At 40.3% G+C, this 17,537-nt stretch carries 14 protein-coding genes; 8 read left to right on the top strand and 6 right to left on the bottom strand.

The window, feature by feature from the left end; genetic code table 11:
- Positions 1–15 precede the first annotated feature (15 nt).
- Complete coding sequence (locus B3394_RS10230) at positions 16–1,656, top strand: patatin-like phospholipase family protein (protein WP_286919818.1); 1,641 nt, start codon at positions 16–18, stop codon at positions 1,654–1,656.
- On the opposite strand, the gene B3394_RS10235 is transcribed toward B3394_RS10230, so the two are convergent.
- On the bottom strand, positions 1,657–2,658 hold the full coding sequence (locus B3394_RS10235; protein ID WP_286919826.1) for an alpha/beta hydrolase: 1,002 nt from the start codon (positions 2,656–2,658) through the stop codon (positions 1,657–1,659).
- Positions 2,659–2,872: 214 nt separating this feature from the next.
- Between B3394_RS10235 and cls the strand changes: the two genes are divergently transcribed.
- Both cls and B3394_RS10245 read left to right on the top strand, forming a co-directional pair.
- A complete protein-coding gene (gene cls, locus B3394_RS10240) occupies positions 2,873–4,369 on the top strand; it encodes a cardiolipin synthase (RefSeq protein WP_286919829.1) in 1,497 nt (498 codons plus the stop codon).
- 133 nt (positions 4,370–4,502) lie between these two features.
- Positions 4,503–5,252 carry a metallophosphoesterase family protein gene (locus tag B3394_RS10245; protein WP_273246109.1) on the top strand — a complete coding sequence of 250 codons (750 nt, stop codon included), beginning with the start codon at positions 4,503–4,505 and terminating at the stop codon, positions 5,250–5,252.
- A gap of 8 nt (positions 5,253–5,260) precedes the next feature.
- Here the strand turns inward: B3394_RS10245 and B3394_RS10250 are convergent, their stop codons facing one another.
- From B3394_RS10250 to B3394_RS10265, 4 genes are all read right to left on the bottom strand, one after another.
- Positions 5,261–7,258, bottom strand: a complete 1,998-nt coding sequence (locus B3394_RS10250) for a tetratricopeptide repeat-containing sensor histidine kinase (RefSeq protein WP_286919896.1) — start codon at positions 7,256–7,258, stop codon at positions 5,261–5,263.
- Between the two features lie 80 nt (positions 7,259–7,338).
- Entirely contained in the window at positions 7,339–7,551 is a 213-nt protein-coding gene (locus tag B3394_RS10255) for a hypothetical protein (protein ID WP_177733344.1), read from the bottom strand.
- Positions 7,552–7,570: 19 nt separating this feature from the next.
- The gene (locus tag B3394_RS10260; RefSeq protein WP_286919899.1) at positions 7,571–7,729 is read right to left on the bottom strand and encodes a hypothetical protein; all 159 of its coding nucleotides are present in this window, start codon (positions 7,727–7,729) and stop codon (positions 7,571–7,573) included.
- A gap of 161 nt (positions 7,730–7,890) precedes the next feature.
- Positions 7,891–8,604, bottom strand: a complete 714-nt coding sequence (locus tag B3394_RS10265) for a LytR/AlgR family response regulator transcription factor (protein WP_273246113.1) — start codon at positions 8,602–8,604, stop codon at positions 7,891–7,893.
- Between the two features lie 91 nt (positions 8,605–8,695).
- On the opposite strand from B3394_RS10265, the gene B3394_RS10270 reads away from it, so the two are divergent.
- From B3394_RS10270 to B3394_RS10290, 5 genes are all read left to right on the top strand, one after another.
- Positions 8,696–9,349 (top strand): response regulator, encoded by a 654-nt coding sequence (locus B3394_RS10270; protein ID WP_177733351.1) that lies wholly within the window; start codon positions 8,696–8,698, stop codon positions 9,347–9,349.
- A 322-nt stretch (positions 9,350–9,671) separates the two neighbouring features.
- Positions 9,672–11,996: an outer membrane beta-barrel family protein gene (locus B3394_RS10275; RefSeq protein WP_286919930.1), complete on the top strand. Its 2,325-nt coding sequence runs from the start codon at positions 9,672–9,674 to the stop codon at positions 11,994–11,996.
- Positions 11,997–12,107: 111 nt separating this feature from the next.
- The gene (locus tag B3394_RS10280; protein WP_177733355.1) at positions 12,108–12,362 is read left to right on the top strand and encodes a hypothetical protein; all 255 of its coding nucleotides are present in this window, start codon (positions 12,108–12,110) and stop codon (positions 12,360–12,362) included.
- A gap of 130 nt (positions 12,363–12,492) precedes the next feature.
- A complete protein-coding gene (locus tag B3394_RS10285) occupies positions 12,493–13,818 on the top strand; it encodes a radical SAM/SPASM domain-containing protein (RefSeq protein WP_177733357.1) in 1,326 nt (441 codons plus the stop codon).
- Positions 13,790–16,012 carry a peptidase domain-containing ABC transporter gene (locus tag B3394_RS10290; RefSeq protein ID WP_273246119.1) on the top strand — a complete coding sequence of 741 codons (2,223 nt, stop codon included), beginning with the start codon at positions 13,790–13,792 and terminating at the stop codon, positions 16,010–16,012. The genes B3394_RS10285 and B3394_RS10290 overlap by 29 nt, the downstream gene beginning before the upstream one ends.
- A 53-nt stretch (positions 16,013–16,065) precedes the next feature.
- Here B3394_RS10290 and B3394_RS10295 read toward each other — a convergent pair whose 3' ends face one another.
- Entirely contained in the window at positions 16,066–17,289 is a 1,224-nt protein-coding gene (locus B3394_RS10295; RefSeq protein ID WP_286919969.1) for a hypothetical protein, read from the bottom strand.
- Between the last annotated feature and the right edge of the window lie 248 nt (positions 17,290–17,537).

A 17,537-nucleotide genomic window follows, 5' to 3' on the forward strand; every position in this document is an offset into this window, starting at 1 on the left:
GGCTAAAATAAAAATATGAAAAACATTGCGCTTGCTTTTTCAGGTGGCGGCTTTAGAGCGGCAGCCTATAGTTTAGGGTGTCTGTCGTACCTGAACCGTGTACCGTTTGACGGAAAACCCTTATTGCACAATGTGACTTATATTTCTTCAACTTCCGGCGGCAGTATTACAAATTTACTGTACAGCGCTTTTCTGTTTGAGAAAAAACCGTTTGAGGCCTTTTACAAATTCCTTTCCGAAAAATTGGATGGGGATACCCTTTTGGGGGAAGCTGTCAAAACCTTGGGCGACCGGTCGCAATGGAAAGACCGGCCGCAAAAAAGCGTTAACCTGATCAATGCTTTCAGCCTCGTATATGATCAATTGCTGGAAGGAAGAACTTTTGGCTTGTTTTCGCATCCCGATCCGGCCACACATCTGGAAGAGATCTGTATCAATGCAACGGAATTTTCAAACGGTTTGCCGTTTCGCTTTCAGTCGCAAAACCGGACCGAAGGTTTTTCGAACGGGAAGATCGGGAACCGCTATATTTATTTTAAACCGAAGAGCAGGGAAGTGGCTTATAAAATGAAGCTTGCCGATATATTAGCCTGTTCGTCCTGTTTCCCTTCCGGATTTGAACCGATGATTTTTCCGAACGATTTTACCTATGCCGGCATTGATACAGCAAGTCTGGAAGATGCCATCACCTATAAAGAAAACGAATATACCCTTGACGACTACAATAGTGCCGACTTTTTTAAGAATAAAAATTTTGAAAAAAAGCAGTTTGGCATTATGGATGGCGGTATTACCGATAACCAGGGAATCGGATCCTTTTTAAAAGCCGACCAGCGGAGAAGTAAAGAGAAAAAATTTGACCTGTTTATCAGTTGCGACGTCAGCAGCTATTTAATGGACGCCTATACCTTACCGGTGTATACCCGCCGATGGTATAACGATTTCACGCTGCAAAAACTGGGGTATTGGGTTTTAGGGATTGGTTCCGTTTTACCGCTCATGCTGCTGTTTCTGGATGACTGGAAGCCCTGGCACTATGTGGTGGGAACCTTAACCGGAATTTTTAGTGTGGTGGTATTGGGATATGGCTTCTCCTTTCTGGTAAAAGCCGTTTCCGATGAAAAAGAAAGCTCCGGCTCCTGGAACACCGTTTTTAGAAAATATAAAAGTGTCTTTTTCCGGCTGCGGTTTGATATCCTGAAACAAATGGTATTGTCACGGGCAAAATCAGTATTCATCCTGGCGAATGATGTCTACCTGAAACAGATCCGGAGAATGTACTATGAAGGACTTTTTTCCAATAAAAAATACAGAAGCAAAGTAATTCAGAATACAATTTATGATCTGAGCAGCGCTAAATTTCCACCGGAAGCCAAATCCAGTGATTCGCTGCATCCCTCTCCAAAAATGATAGCGGTAGCCGAAAAAGCCCGTACCATGAGCACTACCTTATGGTTTGATAAAAAACATCAGGCAGAAAAACGAAAAGAATGTATTATTGCTACCGGGCAGTTCACCACCTGCTATAACCTGCTGCACTATATAAAAGAGATGGATATAACTTTAAAAACGGATGCTGTATTACAGCTGGAGCGCACTTTGCTGCAGGACTACGAAGCTTTTAAAGAAAACCCTTTCTGGCTGATGGAAGCCTGATCAGGGCTGTTCGTTAATAAACGCCGCAGTACGTTCCAATGCGAGCTTACCGGCTTCTGTGTCCAGATCAAACTGGTATTCGTGCGGCAGCTTCGGTGTGTAAGTTTTCGGAAAGAACAGGCTGTCTACCGTTACACCAAGCCGGCCAAGATGCTGGGCGAGTACCTGCGACTGCAATAGCAGACTGTCGCCGTTTCCGGCAGAAATAAATGTCGCCGGGAAATCTTTGGTTACATAACGGTTCACGGAGGCCAGTGCAAAATCGGGATGGGTAGTAAAATCTTTAGTACCGCAGTAGGCCCATAAAATTGATTTTGCCAGTCCGTTAAACCCGGTTTCTATATCAATTTTACCAAGATCATAAGGACCACAATACAACAATACGCCGGTTAAGGCTTTTTGGGCGATAGCCGGTTTTATACCCATACCCGCAGCATACGACGGTGACGTACAGATTGCCGCCAGCTGGGCAGTGATATGTGCACCGGCAGAATCACCGGCGAGTACCATTCGGTTGGGAGTAATGTGCAGCTGCCGGCTGTTTTGAAGCAGGTAGCCTAAAGCAGTATTGAGCTGTTTTACCGGTGTGGGATAATGAGCAGCCGGAGCTAAGGCATAATCGATCGCAACGACCGTAAACCCTTTTGAAGCCAGAATTTTACAGTAATTGGCAAGCTGTTCCTTATTCCCGGATAACCATCCGCCGCCATGTGTCCAGACAATGGTGGCCGATGACGAAGCTGCCGCCGGATAGTAAACATCCAGCCGGGCATCATTGTCCGCAGTATCATATTGCCGGTTGTATAAGGCGGTAATACCGGCGGGGACATATTTTTTGAGGTTTCCGGACTTTTTTTCGGCTCCGGCATCAAAAGCATAACGGAGTACCAAAGCTGTCGGCCAGGGACTGACTTTATAAGCGGTATAGCCAATGATTCCGAGCAGCAGCAGCGTACTGAGTAAGCGGAACAGCAATTTTTTAAGATGGAATCCCTTTTTCATAACAGCAGGAATTTAAAGTCTGGCGAATGTTATTATCCGGTAGCCGTTTTCAATTAATTGATCTTCCAAAACACTTTTACGGACGACATTATATTGGATTCTAGCGGCTTAGGGCTTCTTTTTAATCAGGAAAGAAAAGCTCCTGTCAAATATAAACAATTCTGTTTTTCCTGTTAAAATTTGTGGCTCTAAATAAAAGGAACTACATTTAATAGTGAATTTTAGAGAATCTCAAATGAGTATCGATTTCTGGACGACACATTGGAGTAGCCTGCTGCTGGCAATTTACTATTTAATAGTATTTGCCGTTTGCTGTATCGTGATCTATAATACCAAGTCGCCGGCAAAAGCATCGGCCTACCTGTTACTGGTGACCTTTTTACCGGTAGCCGGAATTTTTGTGTATTTCTCTTTCGGATTTAACTACCGCAAACGCGAGATCTATTCCAAAAAAATAATCAGGGATGACAACCTGCTTCATCAGGTTATCCGGGCGATTAATGATAATTCCATAAAGATTCTGAATGAGAATAGTGCGGTTTTCGGCAATTTCGACAGGGTTGCCAGGATGATCCTGAAAAATGAAAACAGCCTGGTATCCGACAATAACAAGATTGATCTGCTGATTAACGGAGAACAGAAGTTTCCACGGCTGAAAGAAGATCTGCAGCAGGCAAAACACAACATCCACCTGGAATATTACATTTATGAAGATGATATTATCGGAAATGAGATTGCGGCCATTTTAATTCAAAAGGCGGCCGAAGGTGTAAATGTCCGTTTTGTATATGATGCTTTCGGAAGTTCCGGAATTAAAAAATTAGCCGGGCGCCTGCGGGCAAGCGGCGTAGAGGTATATCCGTTTTATAAGATCATTTTTTCACTGCTGGCCAATCGGGTCAATAACCGGAACCACCGGAAAATTGTGGTTATTGACGGCCGGATCGGTTATGTGGGTGGTATCAATATCAGTGATAAATACAGCAACGAAAGACGTCTTGAAAATGACCTTTACTGGCGGGATATGAGCATCCGGATTGAAGGAACGGGTGTTTACAACCTGCAATATACTTTCCTGAGCGACTGGAATTTTGCTTCGGGACAATCCTTACAACCGGAAGAAGCGTTTTTTCCGGCGGGTTTAAACCGGGAAAATTTCGGGGATAAGATTGTTCAGACCGTTGTGAGCGGAGCCGATTCTAAAATACCATCCATCATGTTGTCGATGGCGCAGTGTATCGCCATTTCCAGGAAAGAAGTGTTTTTAACCTCGCCCTATTTTATTCCGGATGAAACAATACTGAATGCGATAAAAGTTGCCAGCCTTAGCGGTGTGGATGTGAAAGTACTGGTTCCCGGAATTTCCGACTCCCGTATTGTCAATGCGGCTTCCAGTTCCTACTATAAAGAACTGCTGGAATCGGGTGTGGAAGTGTACCGCTATCAAAAAGGATTTGTACATGCCAAAACGATGGTTTGCGACAGCCAGCTGAGTATGGTGGGCTCTGCCAATATGGATTACAGAAGCTTTGATCTGAATTTTGAAGCCAATGCCATTATTTACGATCCGGAACTCTCTGGAGTACTGCGGGAACAGTTTTTAAAGGATCTGGAAGATGCCGAGAAAATCGATCCTTACCAATGGCGCAGGCGCTCCAAAATGGAAAAGTTTAAAGAGCGGCTGGTACGATTGGCAGCACCTTTAATGTAAAAAATTGCGGTATCGTTTTTTAGCTGTTAAAAAGAGGGAAGATTAACAGTGTTACTATTAATAAAAGATAAGCCGCATGACAAACAATAGTAATTGCTTAAATTTGTTTATATAGAATTATACCCCGAATCCTATGAGTCTGATAGCTGTTTTTAGCGATGTTCACGGCAATCTGCCGGCACTTCGAACGGTAATGAATGATATTGAAAGCCGGAAACCGGACCAGGTATATTGCCTGGGTGATCTGGTTGATTTTGCACCATGGACAAATGAAGTGATTGCGCTGTTGAGAAATTCACACATTCCCTGTATTATGGGAAATCACGACGAGCGCATTGCCTTTAATTATGATGTTATCCCGCTCAGCAAACACAGTGAAGCGGAAACCATGGCAAGAATTCAGGCTATTGATTATACCCGCAAAACGATTACACCGGAAAACAAACTGTTTTTAGGGAAACTGCCCCGTAAAATAAGACTCACCTACACCCAGCAGGGGATCGAAAAAGACATACTGCTGGTACATGGCAGTACCAGAAGCAACGAAGAATACATTTATGAAAACCACAGCGAAGCGGACCTGTATGAAATGATGCAGCAGGAAAAAGCAGCTGTGCTAATCATGGGACATACCCATTTATCCTATATCCGCAAGATACAGCCGGAAAACGGACAACCGGAAAAGCTGGCGCTGAATTGCGGTTCTGTGGGACGTTCCAAAGAAGGCGAATCACAGGCAACCTATTTGCTGCTGCACATTGACGAGCAGACCACAACGGCAGAACTGGTCAAATTAGCCTATCCGGTAGAAGAAACCGCCGAAGGCATTATGGCGAGTGATATTCCGGAGTTTTATGCCAATTACCTGCTGTATCAGAAATAAAACGGTTGTTAAAACCGGATTTCAATAGTTGTTCCTTCTTTTATTTTTGAAACAATATTGATGGTTCCGTTTATGGCTTTCACTCTTTCGGTTATATTTTTTAAGCCCAGTCCCTGCTTTATTTTCAGCGGGTTAAATCCCTGTCCATTGTCCCATATTCGTATGGTGGTATAATCGCCGGTTTTCAGTACAGAAACAAAACATTTTTCTGCCCGGGCATATTTATTGACATTTTGTATCGCCTCCTGTACAATCCTGTAAATATTGATCTTGCATTCGATGGTAATGGAAGACCAATCAATGTATTTATCTATAATAGTGTCAAATTTTGTATTGAAATTATTCTGTTGCCCGTTAACCAGGCGTGTAAGGATTTCGGGAAGATTCCGGTCGTCAATAAGCGGGTCGTCCATTAAATTGTGGGATATTTTCCGGATTTCGGTTTCCGTTTTTTCCAGCTCCCGGATGAGCTCCGTTTTTTTACTTTCCGGCTCGGCTTGTAACTGTATCAGGTTAAAACGTGTTGTGAATACGCTGTTAATGATCCCGTCATGCAGTTCCATAGCGATACGGTTCCGTTCTTCTTTACGGGCTTTTTCCGTTTCGGCCTGCTGCGCAAAGAACAACCGGTAGATTTTTTCATTGGCCGTTTGCTGTTCCTGAAAATAATTCAATTCCTTGTTTTTCATTTTTAAACGGTATATCACCAATAAGGAACCCAGGAAGAAAAAAAGCACACATGATCCAATGATAATCTTGGTGTTCTTGTCGGACAGTATCCTGTTTTCCTCTTCCACCTGTTTGGTTTCATAAGCAATCCGGGCAAAGGTGTTTTTGATCTCCCTTTCCGATTTTTTAATACTGTCATTGAACTTTATAAATCTATTGGAATAGTAAGCATTGTTTTTAGTGTCGTTTTTGATCAGTAATTTTAAAGTGGTCAACACGTCATAATTGCTTTGTATGGCGGTGGCGAGCTTATAACTTTCTTTTAAGTACTGCAAGGCTTTCAGGGTGTCTTCCTGCGCTAAAAAATATTCTCCTATTGTAATCTTTGAAGCCACTATTCCGGGTTTAATATCCAGATCTTCTCTTATTTTCAGCGATTCAAACAGTTCTTCTTTTACATTTTTATACCCGTTGCTTTTCATTTTGGCATGTGCGGAATTATTGAGCAGCATAGCATATAGTTTAGGGTATTCTTCTTTTAAGGCTTTGGTTTTTAAACCGATATCATACAGGTCAATTGCTTTTTCCGTTTCGCCGGTTTTTTCATAAACACCGGCCATATTGTTATAAAGGGCTATCCGGGATTTAATAAGCCTGTTTTTCGGGTAGCCTTTTAGTTCCAGTTTATTGAGCGCTTCCATGGCCAGGCCAAAGTAATCCAGAGCCTTTGTATAGTCGGTTAATCCTTCTAGCGACAGGGCCATCAGGTTGTAACTTTCATATTTCAGCCGGATATTATTGGTTTTGGAGAGCAACCGCAGGGCATTGACGATCTCAATTTCACTTTCCGTAAAATTTCCGGCATCATAGAGAATTCCTGCTTTATAAAGGGACGTTCTGCCGGAGTTTAAAGTATCCCTGATCCGGGCATATATTTTTTCCGATTTGGAATAATAGTAATAGGCGCTGTCCAGCTGGGACTTTTCGTCATAATAGTCGCCTATATAATAAAGTGATTTTGCGAGGTGTGTGGAATCGTATTGCTGTGCTGCAAGTTTTTTTAGCTGGAAGGACAGTTTTAAAAAAGACTCCAGTTCGTCTATAGCGTAAAATCTGGAAGCAAGATTAAACTGCAGGTTGCGGTTCACTGAGTCGTTTTCATGGTTTGACAGATAGGTCAGCAGGGCATTATATTGTTTGTTCTTTAAAGAGTCGCTGCCGTCCGTATTCAATAAGGCAATCACTTTGGCACTATTGGAAATAGCCTCTTTTTTACGGGTACAGCCGATTACCAATAATGACGATAAAAATAGAATAAAGTGTATTTTTTTTCTCAAAACGCCTGCTTTAGTAACTCAAAAATAAGCTATAAAACCTACAAATTGTAATAATCTGCAGGTTTTATAACTTAAAAAAGTCAGCCTTGTGCTTTGTCTTTGTCCTTATTTCCGTTATCGGTAGCCGATGAATTTGCCTGGGTGGTATTGCCTTCATCCTTAGAAAAAAGGGAAGTATTCGTTTTCGAGTCGGTACCGGTGTTTTTTTCAAAAGCTTCCAGACCATCGTCTGAGCAGGAAGAAAAACAGATAACGGTGATAACACAACCGGTGAGTAGTAATAGCTTTTTCATGTTTGTTTTGTTTTAAAGGTTAACCGGCAGGCATGTTTTTGAGTAACCAGCCGGATGCAATTGTTTTATACTCATTAATACTGTTGAGCAGCCATGAGCGTTGTGTAGAAAAAGCAGGGAAAGTGCTGTTCCGGGCTATAGTGAATGCTGTTACCAGTATATGGTAAGGTTTCCCCATTTACTATAGCAGGTGTGATTAATCGATTTCACTAAAACAAATTAAAGCGTTAACAAGGAGTTATCCTCGGAGTTTTGACGCTATATAGTGAAACAGGGTATTTTGTGAGGAAAGCATTTGATTTGCGTGGTGTAATTTTTTATTTATTAACAGTATGTTTATTATAAATTCATTTTATTTACAATAATTTCAACGTTGTATTTGTAATGTAGTGAAAAAGGTATTGTTTCGTTATAGTTTAAAAAGCATTTGGATTTGCCGAAATTGATTCTGGAAACATGGAAAATATTGACGATATAACTTTTATGAATCCTCAGGAAGAAAAAAGGCAAACTGCTTTCAAAATGCTTTAATGTTTTATAGGCATTGACGATTTTACCATTGCACATCTGGATGTCTGTGGTATTGTTATCGGCTTTTAAGTAGACAATATCTTTCAGATCAACAAACTGGTAATCGCTGTATGATTTTATACAGATGTTGGAGAAAAGCTGATCCGGAGTTCTTTTTTCGAACTTAAAGAGCATTTTGCCAAACTCCTGTAGGGGGAATGGCTGTAACAGATAATCGGAAAATCCGGACTGAATAGCGGCTAATGTATGTGCAGAAGTCCCGGAAAGGGCAACAAAGTAGGGCATCGTTGCCAGGAATTGGAAAGATTCGGATATGGTAGCGAACAGGGCTTTGTTCTGGTCAGGATTTTCTGGAATTTCAATAAAAACCAAATGGGGTTTAATCGTAATAATATGCTGTAATGTTGTTTGGCTGTCATTGAATATACCGGCACAGATATAATTCGGAAAATAGTTGAAATTTTCCTGTATTTCGGCAGTATAGCGGTTGTCGTCGTCGATAATGATATAGGAAAAACACATAATAAGCGGCTTGAATGAATAAGCAAGCTAAAAAAGAGATCGCTCTTATTGTTGTTTAAAAACTACCATAAATGTTAAATATAATTAAGTGATGAATATTCTTATTGTGGACGATCACCCGATGACCGTAAATGGCTATATCTACTCCCTTCAAAATTTTTGTTTGTCGCAGTCCCTTACGCTCAATATCAGTAAAGCCTATACCTGCGAGGAAGCGTTCCACCTTATAAAGAACGCGAAGCATAATCCTGTAGATATTGCCATTATTGATAAAAGTTTACCGGCTTATGAAGAACAGTCAATTTATTCCGGAAGTGAACTGGCATTGTATATCCGTACCCATTTGCCACACTGTAAGATTATCATGATCACCGCTCATACAGAGGTTATTGTTGTCTATGATATTGTCAAAAAGGTCAGACCGGAAGGCCTGGTTATCAAAAATGATATCACACCGGAAAATCTTCCGGTTATTCTTAACGAAGTAATCCATGACAACCATTACCAGAGCCCGACCGTAAAGAAATGTATTGGCGAACTATGGAAAAAAGACCTGTTGGCAGACGATTATAACCGGCAGATCCTGCTGTACTTATCCAGAGGCTTTAAAATAAAAGAACTGGAAAATGTAATCTGCCTGTCTACCAGTGCCATTCAGAAGCGTATTATCCAGATGAAAAAGGCCTTTGATGTTGCCGAAGACGGCAGTTTGATTAAAGAAGCCTACTCCCAGAAATTCATTTAACCGGCTCAATTTTAACATTTCCGGTTTAAAAACTTCCTCCTTTGTTAAAGGTAGCAGACGAATGTTTCGTTATTGCTGCGGACTTATTATTTTAGATTTAAATAATTGACACTTTATTTGTTAAAAATCAGGTTTAAAATCTGTTTTTGTGTCTTTTGTTTGAATTGTTTTCTTGTATTTATTGTTTTTTATTGACGGTTTCCGGTGAAGTTTTCAACGGAGGTAAAATAGAACGTTACAGATGAAGTGCCATAAAATAATATTGATAATCGCCTTATTACTACCCATGATCTTATCTGCCCAGATACTAAATGTATCAGGGATGCTTGCTGATAAAACCGGTAAGCCGTATGAATTGGCGGAAATCGTATTGTATAAAAATGATTCCGTTGCAGTCGCGGTGGAATTTTCGGATGCAAACGGGAAATTCAATATTAAAGTACAGGAAGGGGATTATGCATTGGCTATAAGACAATTCGGAAAAATAATATACAGTAGGGAATTGGTTTTAAATAAGGATACCGATTTAGGAGTTATAAACATTGAAAGCATGCAGCAATTACAGGAAATAATCGTACAGGGTAAGACCAAACTGATCGAAAGAAAAGTGGACAGGCTGGTCTTTAATGTCGAAAATTCCCAGTCGGCTGCCGGCGGGGATGCCATCGATGTTTTGAAGGTCACCCCAAATATTAATGTCCAGAACGATCAGATCAGTATAATTGGCAAAAGTACTTTGGCGGTAATGATCAATGACCGGATAATGCAGCTGTCGGGCGACGACCTGATAAACTTTCTGAAAACCATTCCGGCCGATAACATCAAAAATATAGAGGTGATAACGACTCCGCCGGCAAAATATGATGCAGAAGGCAACAGCGGACTGATTAATATCAAGCTAAAAAAAACACCGGATAACAGCTGGAATGCCACTGTTTTTGGAGCCTATAAACAAGCGGCTTACGGTACCGGAAGTACCGGCGGAAATTTTAACTATAACAAGGATAAAATGGCATTCGTTTTAAGCACGAATTACACAAAGGGCAGTTACCGCGGAAAAGAAGAAAGCAGCATATATTATCCGGCAAAATTATGGGACAGCAAAGGCGTAGCAAAATATGAAAGTGACTTGTGGAACGGCAGGGCAGGAGTAGACTACCAGTTTACCAAAAAATGGAATATGGGGGTACAGTATATCGGAAGCTTTAACAAACCGGATATTGAAGATGATAACGAAACAAATATCATCGATGCTAATCCCGGAATTCCAAATGGCGTTATAACAACAAAAGGAAAGAATTTAAGAAAGCGGAACCTGAATACACTGAATTGGCATACCAATGTTGACCTGGATACTTTGGGCAGAAAAATCAGTGCCGATTTTGACTATCTGAATTATATTGCCGATAACGATGCCGTATTTCATTCCGATACTTATAATTCGGCACAAGCCGAAGTTCCAAACGGGAGGGTAGCCGCCAATAACCTGATTCATCAGAAGATCAATAACTATTCCGGGCAGGTTAATGTAGAACATCCTTTGCAATGGATGAACCTGAGCTACGGAACAAAACTGTCTTTTTCCAAAACAAGGAACGATGTCGCCTATTTTGATATAACTGGTAGCATCCCTCTTTTTGATACCTCACAAAGTGACCAGTTCGAATACAAAGAAAATACTCAGGCACTGTATGCTTCCGGGAATAAAAAATTTGGCAATAATAAATGGGAAACCCAGTTGGGATTACGAATGGAAAACACCCGGACAGAAGGCTATTCGATCGTACTCAATGAGAAAGTTAAAAAAGAATATACACAGTTTTTTCCAACGGCCTATATAACCTATACCCCGAATGAGCAGCATTCTTTCTCATTGAACTACAGCAAAAGGATAAACAGACCCGGATTTAATGCCCTGAACCCGTTTAAATGGTACTCCAGTCCGTATGCTTATTCGGAAGGAAATCCGTATTTACAGCCTTCTTTCTCCCACAATATTGAAGCAAATTACGGCTACAGGGATTTGCTGCAAACAACCCTGTTTTTTTCCAGAGATACCGATAATTCGGGACAGGTGGTTTTATTAAACGAAAGTGATTATACACAAAGGGTAACCAGACTGAATTATTTCGACAGCTACAGCTTCGGATTTCAGCAGGTTTACATCTTTAAAAAATTCCATTGGCTGGAAAGCCAGAATATGGTGGTCGGATATTTTCAGCATTCCGATTCAAAAATTTATCCGGTTACTCCAAGAAGTAATGAAGGTTTGGGAGGAAGTATCGGCACTTCCAATAATTTCATCTTAAATAAAGATAAAACAATCCGGGCCGGATTCGATTTGCAGTACCAGTTTCCGAACAGATCCGGCGACTTGGTCTATAATTACGGGATTACGCAGCTTAATGTATCGGCACGTTTCTCCTTTTTAGATAAAAAACTGCAACTGACAATAGTGGGAAACAATCTGCTGAAAGCCTATGATTTTAATAATAAGAGTAACCGCAACGATATAGAAGCTTATTATAAGGGATATTACGATACCCGGTACTGCAGAGTCAGTTTACTATACAAATGGGGAAGCTCGAAAGTAAATGTTGCGGAACGCCAGGTTAGTAATGAAGAAGAAAAAAACAGAACAAACTGATAACGATTATACGGAAACAAAAACAATCATAATAATTACTTGCAAGTTATCCGACTGTTCGGAGAAATAATAGACAGGAAACTATAAATTATAACAACTAAATTTTTTAACATGAAATCAAACCAACTTAAAAAATTTGATGCTACTCAATTCGAGGTGCTTCAAACAAAAGGAGAAGTTCTAAAAGGAGGATTCTCAAATGCATTAAGTACTTCTAATGCCGGTGGTATCAGTGCTAATTCATTTAATGGTTACAAATGTACTGTTACAAACAGCGGTAACTGCGTGAAAGGATGTGGAGGAACTACAACACCTACTACACCTACAACAACGACTACTGTTGCTTCCGGTATCAGCATGGGGTAATCCTTTAGCTATAGACAACTAAGGTACTGTATGGTGCCTTAGTTGTTCTTTGCTTATTGCCATAAAGGCAGCATGCAACAGTCAGGAACCTTTTCAAAACAATACAAACTGTTCGTAAAAAGTCAAGATCATGAAATACAGTCAATTTAACAGCTTGCTTCCTTATGAAGGCGATAAGTATAGTCTTTATAACTCCTTTAATAATAACGTGATCTTTTTGGATCCGGTATTAAAAGAACTGCTGGAAGCCGGAATTTCAGAAGGAATAGATAATCTGCAGGAAATATACCCGGCTTTTTATGAACATTTAATTGACAATAAATTTTTAGTCGAAGAAAGCCTTAATGAGGTTGAAGCGGTCAAAAAGATATCGACTGGAGTTGATGAAAGCTTACGGTTTTATACGTTGACAATAAACCCAACGATGAACTGTAATTTCAAATGCTATTATTGCTATGAAACGCATATAAAAAAATCAAGAATGGAGGTTGGAGAAATCCAGCGCATACAGAAGTTTATCGACAATACTGCTTCAAAAAAAGAACTGGAAGAATTTACGCTTTCTTTTTTTGGTGGAGAACCGTTGCTGTACTTCAATAGAAATGTAATCCCGGTTATTGATCATTTTTTAATCAGCTGTAAAATAAACAATAAAGCAGGCAATATAGCCTTTACAACTAACGGGTATCTGATCAATCAGGAATTTATCGATTATTTTGACTCTAAAGATATCAAATGCAGCTTACAGATAACATTGGACGGTTATCGGGAAGAACATGACAAAGTACGGTATGTCAGTAAAACAAAAGGCTCGTATTTCGAAATCATTAAAAATGTGAAACTGCTTATTCAGAACCACTTTTTTGTGACACTCCGGATCAATTATACCGATGATAATCTTGAAGATACAAATAAAATACCACTGGACTTCGCTGATGTGGCAGATGATATTAAAGAAAAATATTTAATATTTGATTTTCACAGGGTGTGGCAAAATGACCAGCTGGATGACCTGAACCTGATGCTGGATAAGAATCTTGCAGCTATCCGGGATGACGGTTTTAATGCCAAAGGGACATATTCTCCGAACAATGTGTACGATTCCTGTTATGCAGACAAGCGGAATAGCGTGGTCATTAATTATAACGGTGATATTTTTAAATGTACTGCCAGGGACTTCGAAACAGTAAACAGAGCCGGTTATATTGATGAAGAAGGAGGATTGGTCTGGGAAAATGACTATCTTGAAAGGCGAATGAGTGCCAAATTCAGGAATAAACCTTGTCTGAGCTGTAAAATTATGCCGCTATGTAACGGAGGATGCTCGCAGCATGCTATGGAGCACGGAGAAGAAGGAAACGATTACTGTATATATTATGGCGATGAAAATGAGAAAAACAAAGTAGTAAATACCAAAATACAAGACATTGTTAGGGAAAATCTTCAGGAAGCCTAAAGTAGAGTTCAGCCACCAGCTGGAAAGCACCGATTGCGGTGCTGCCTGCCTGTGCATGATTATGAGCTATTATGATAAGAAAGTTACATTATCACAGATAAAAGGACTCTTTGAATTTACACGGGTTGGCGTTTCCATTCAGGATATTATAAGAACTTCTGAAAAAATCGGACTGATATCGGTACCTTTAAAACTAACCCAGGCAGAACTGGAACAAATTCCATTGCCTTCTATTCTGTACTGGCGGCAGGAACACTTTATTGTTTTGGAAAAAATTGAGATCCGCAAGGGGGAACGCTATTACCATCTGGCTGACCCTGCTTATGGAAGGATCATACTGGATAGCGAATCATTTATCAAGGAATGGTGCGGCAATAACGAAAAAGGAGTCGGTATCGTTTTGGAACCTTCAGATGATTTCTTAGCCTTCAGCTTTCCCAAAGAAACAAAAAAATCCATTACCGCTTCCCCGTTTTTTAAAACGGCATTGGCCTTTTTGGCTAAAAATAAAGCGAAGTATATCGGCTCAATACTGTTTATCCTGATCAGTCTCGCAACGAACTTTTGTATTCCCTTTATATTCCAGCGGATAATAGACACTGGTATTACCCCAAAGGTAATAGCGGTTGTATACTATTTACTGTTGGCACAACTGGTACTGTTTGTTTCGGGCTTTATAGCTGATTTTATAAGTCATTTAATACTGACCAAAATCAACTTCCAGCTGAGTATCAGTCTGAAAAAAGACCTGCTTAGTAAATTAATGCGGTTACCGATACATTTTTTTGATACCCGTTTAAATACGGAAACCTTGCAACGACTCAATGACCAGAATAAAATTCAGAATTTTATTACCTGGAAAGGAATTGAGCTGGCTTTAAACGTCATGAACATTCTTGTGTTTGGCGCCATATTATGCTATTTCAATTTTTGGATTTTCAGCATGTATTTTTCACTTTCCATTTTGTCGGTAATCTGGGTACTGTTCTTTTTAAAGAAAAGAGCCGTACTGGAATATGCACTGTTTTTAGGACAGTCCGAAAACAGCAACAATATTTATGAATTCATCATGAATATGCCGGAAATAAAAATTAATGATGCCCAAAATAAGATTATCACCAAAATACTGACCATACAGCAAAAAATAAACCGATTGGAATTGCGGTCCCTGTTTCTGAATACCTACCAGTTAGTAGGCGTTAACTTCCTGTCCAAACTGAAAGAAATAATAGCCATAGCCATCTGTGCTATCTTTATTATTAACAACCAGATGACACTCGGAACACTGCTTAGTATAACCTATGTTATCGGGCAGTTGATCAATCCGGTCCAGAGTTTGGTCAGTTTTGTACGGGATGCCCAGGATGCCAATATTGCCAATAAACGGATAGGAGAGATCTACAATAACAGTGATGAGGATAACCAGAATAAGGAACATATTGAACACCGGATATTTCAGGAAATAAGCTTAGAAAATGTATCGTTTAAATATCCCGGTAATTTTAACAGGTTTGTCCTGGACAATATCTCTTTGCAAATTCCCAACAACTCGGTAACGGCTATTGTTGGGGCAAGCGGCAGCGGTAAGACCACATTGCTGAAACTATTACTGTCCTATTACCCGGTTTCAGACGGAATGATAACGCTGGACGAACTGAACATCAATAATGTTTATTCGAATGAATGGCGTAAAAAATGCGGGATTGTTTTACAGGACGGAACTATTTTTAGCGGAACTATTGCTGAAAATATTGCCCTGGCAGAAGAAACGATAGTTGAAGAAAAGCTTATCAATGCAGCCGGAATTGCCTGTATTTTGGAATTTATTGAAGAGCTGCCAATGGGTTTTAATACCAAAATAGGAAATGCCGGAATAGAATTAAGCGGCGGGCAAAAACAGCGAATCCTGATCGCCAGAGCGGTGTACAAGAACCCTCATTATATTTTCTTTGATGAAGCAACCAGTGCTTTGGATGCCGATAACGAGAAAAAGATCCACGACAACCTGCAGGAATTCTTTAAAGGAAAAACAGTCGTGATCATTGCACACCGTTTAAGTACGGTAAAGAATGCCGATAATATTATCGTCCTGAAAGAAGGACAGATCGTAGAACAGGGAATCCATCAGGACCTGGTGAGCAACAGGGCAGGATATTTTAATTTAGTGAAGAACCAATTGGAATTGGGAGAATAAATACCACAAGTGCAAAAGAGAAAAACCTGTCATGATTAATGACAGGTTTTCTTTTAATGATGTAAATAATTACTCGGTCCGCCGGTACCTTCAATAGATTCCGGCAGTATGCCGTAACGTGCAGGTAAATCGACTGTTCCTAAAGTCTGTCTGGTTTGAATGTCAACAACAGTGATTGTACCGGAATTCAGGTTCGGAAGATTCAGTAAATTGTTTTGTATGGCCACAACCTCTTTTCCGGATTTCGTTTTAAAGAAAGCCATGTGATGCGCACCTTTATCGGCATTAAGCGTTTTTAAAAGCGTTAACTGTGGTAAATTGCTGATATCGAATACCAGTACTTTTCCGGGCTGTCCGAAACTCACATACAAGTGTTTGTTATTATCCATATACATTTCCAAAGCCCATCCCAAACCCTGCGAAGAACCGTCGAAAGCCTTCGTAAACGCATCATATTTTCGGGTAACGGGATTATAAGGTGCCATCCAGATGTCCCCGCCCAGCATGGTTGTTGCCAAAGCAAATTTCGGGAACTGGCCACGCAGTAGCAGCACTTCTACCGGACTTGATAAATCGGAAGGACTGTCGGCTACCGTATAGGTTTCGATCATCTGGTAGGTATTCAGATCGATCAGCGTGCAGGTATTCCCCACGCCGGTTGTTAAATCCGGATGGATTGTTGAGGTAACCATCACCAACCCTTTTTCCTCACTAACGGAAATACCGTGTGGATACATAATAAACTTGTTGGGATTGTCATTTATAGAACCGGAGATAGTCCGGATATGTTTATTGGTATAGGCATTAAAAACACCAACGCTGCCGCCTTTGGGCGTTCCGTCGCCACCCATAAAGGTCACAAAATACCGCCCGTCACTGGTAAAGAAAATATCTTCACCCACTGTATTTCCTTTGGTATCTATTGGATTGGCACTCACCAGCGTCGGAAGCCCGTTGGCATCTTCAACGGTTTTGATCTGGTAAAGATAACTGCCGCCCAAAGCCGTTGTATAAAGCCGTTGCTCAAAATAATCATAATAGATATGATGCGGTAATACGCCTTCGCCCAATTCCAGTTTACTGCTGATGTGCCCGAAGTCAGCCGATTCCGGATCAAGCTCAATTACAGCCATTCCGTCTTTTCCACCGCCTAAGTGCCGGTAATCAATAAAAAACATGGAATCGTGAGAATAATTTTCGTTACCGTCATCATGCTGGCAGCCGGATAAAAAGGCTGTGGCGACTACGACTAATGCAGGAAGTAATTTTTTTATCATGATGTTAAGATTTGGGTGAATAGTAGTAAAATATACAAAATGTGATATTTCTTTAGATAAAAATAAACAATTGTAGAATTAAAATGGTTCATTTTGCGATTATTTTTTAGTGTTAATAGATTGACTTTCAATAAAAAAAGGCTGTAAACCTGTATCCGAAACGGAAACGATTGGGGAGGATAACGTGAAAAAAAAATAGAGTTTCACACTTGACTGCCTGTTATTACTACTGTTTTGAAGGCTTACGG

Source organism: Flavobacterium sp. UBA4197, assembly GCF_002379575.1.
Taxonomy (GTDB): Bacteria; Bacteroidota; Bacteroidia; order Flavobacteriales; family Flavobacteriaceae; genus Flavobacterium; species Flavobacterium inviolabile.

Bases quoted from the DNA above. Each gene is read 5' to 3' on its own strand.
- B3394_RS10230 (WP_286919818.1), top strand. From the start codon at position 16: ATGAAAAACATTGCGCTTGCTTTTTCAGGTGGCGGCTTTAGAGCGGCA.
- B3394_RS10235 (WP_286919826.1), bottom strand. From the start codon at position 2,658: ATGAAAAAGGGATTCCATCTTAAAAAATTGCTGTTCCGCTTACTCAGT.
- B3394_RS10245 (WP_273246109.1), top strand. From the start codon at position 4,503: ATGAGTCTGATAGCTGTTTTTAGCGATGTTCACGGCAATCTGCCGGCA.
- B3394_RS10255 (WP_177733344.1), bottom strand. From the start codon at position 7,551: ATGAAAAAGCTATTACTACTCACCGGTTGTGTTATCACCGTTATCTGT.
- B3394_RS10260 (WP_286919899.1), bottom strand. From the start codon at position 7,729: ATGGGGAAACCTTACCATATACTGGTAACAGCATTCACTATAGCCCGG.
- B3394_RS10265 (WP_273246113.1), bottom strand. From the start codon at position 8,604: ATGTGTTTTTCCTATATCATTATCGACGACGACAACCGCTATACTGCC.
- B3394_RS10270 (WP_177733351.1), top strand. From the start codon at position 8,696: ATGAATATTCTTATTGTGGACGATCACCCGATGACCGTAAATGGCTAT.
- B3394_RS10275 (WP_286919930.1), top strand. From the start codon at position 9,672: ATGCTTGCTGATAAAACCGGTAAGCCGTATGAATTGGCGGAAATCGTA.
- B3394_RS10280 (WP_177733355.1), top strand. From the start codon at position 12,108: ATGAAATCAAACCAACTTAAAAAATTTGATGCTACTCAATTCGAGGTG.
- B3394_RS10285 (WP_177733357.1), top strand. From the start codon at position 12,493: ATGAAATACAGTCAATTTAACAGCTTGCTTCCTTATGAAGGCGATAAG.
- B3394_RS10295 (WP_286919969.1), bottom strand. From the start codon at position 17,289: ATGATAAAAAAATTACTTCCTGCATTAGTCGTAGTCGCCACAGCCTTT.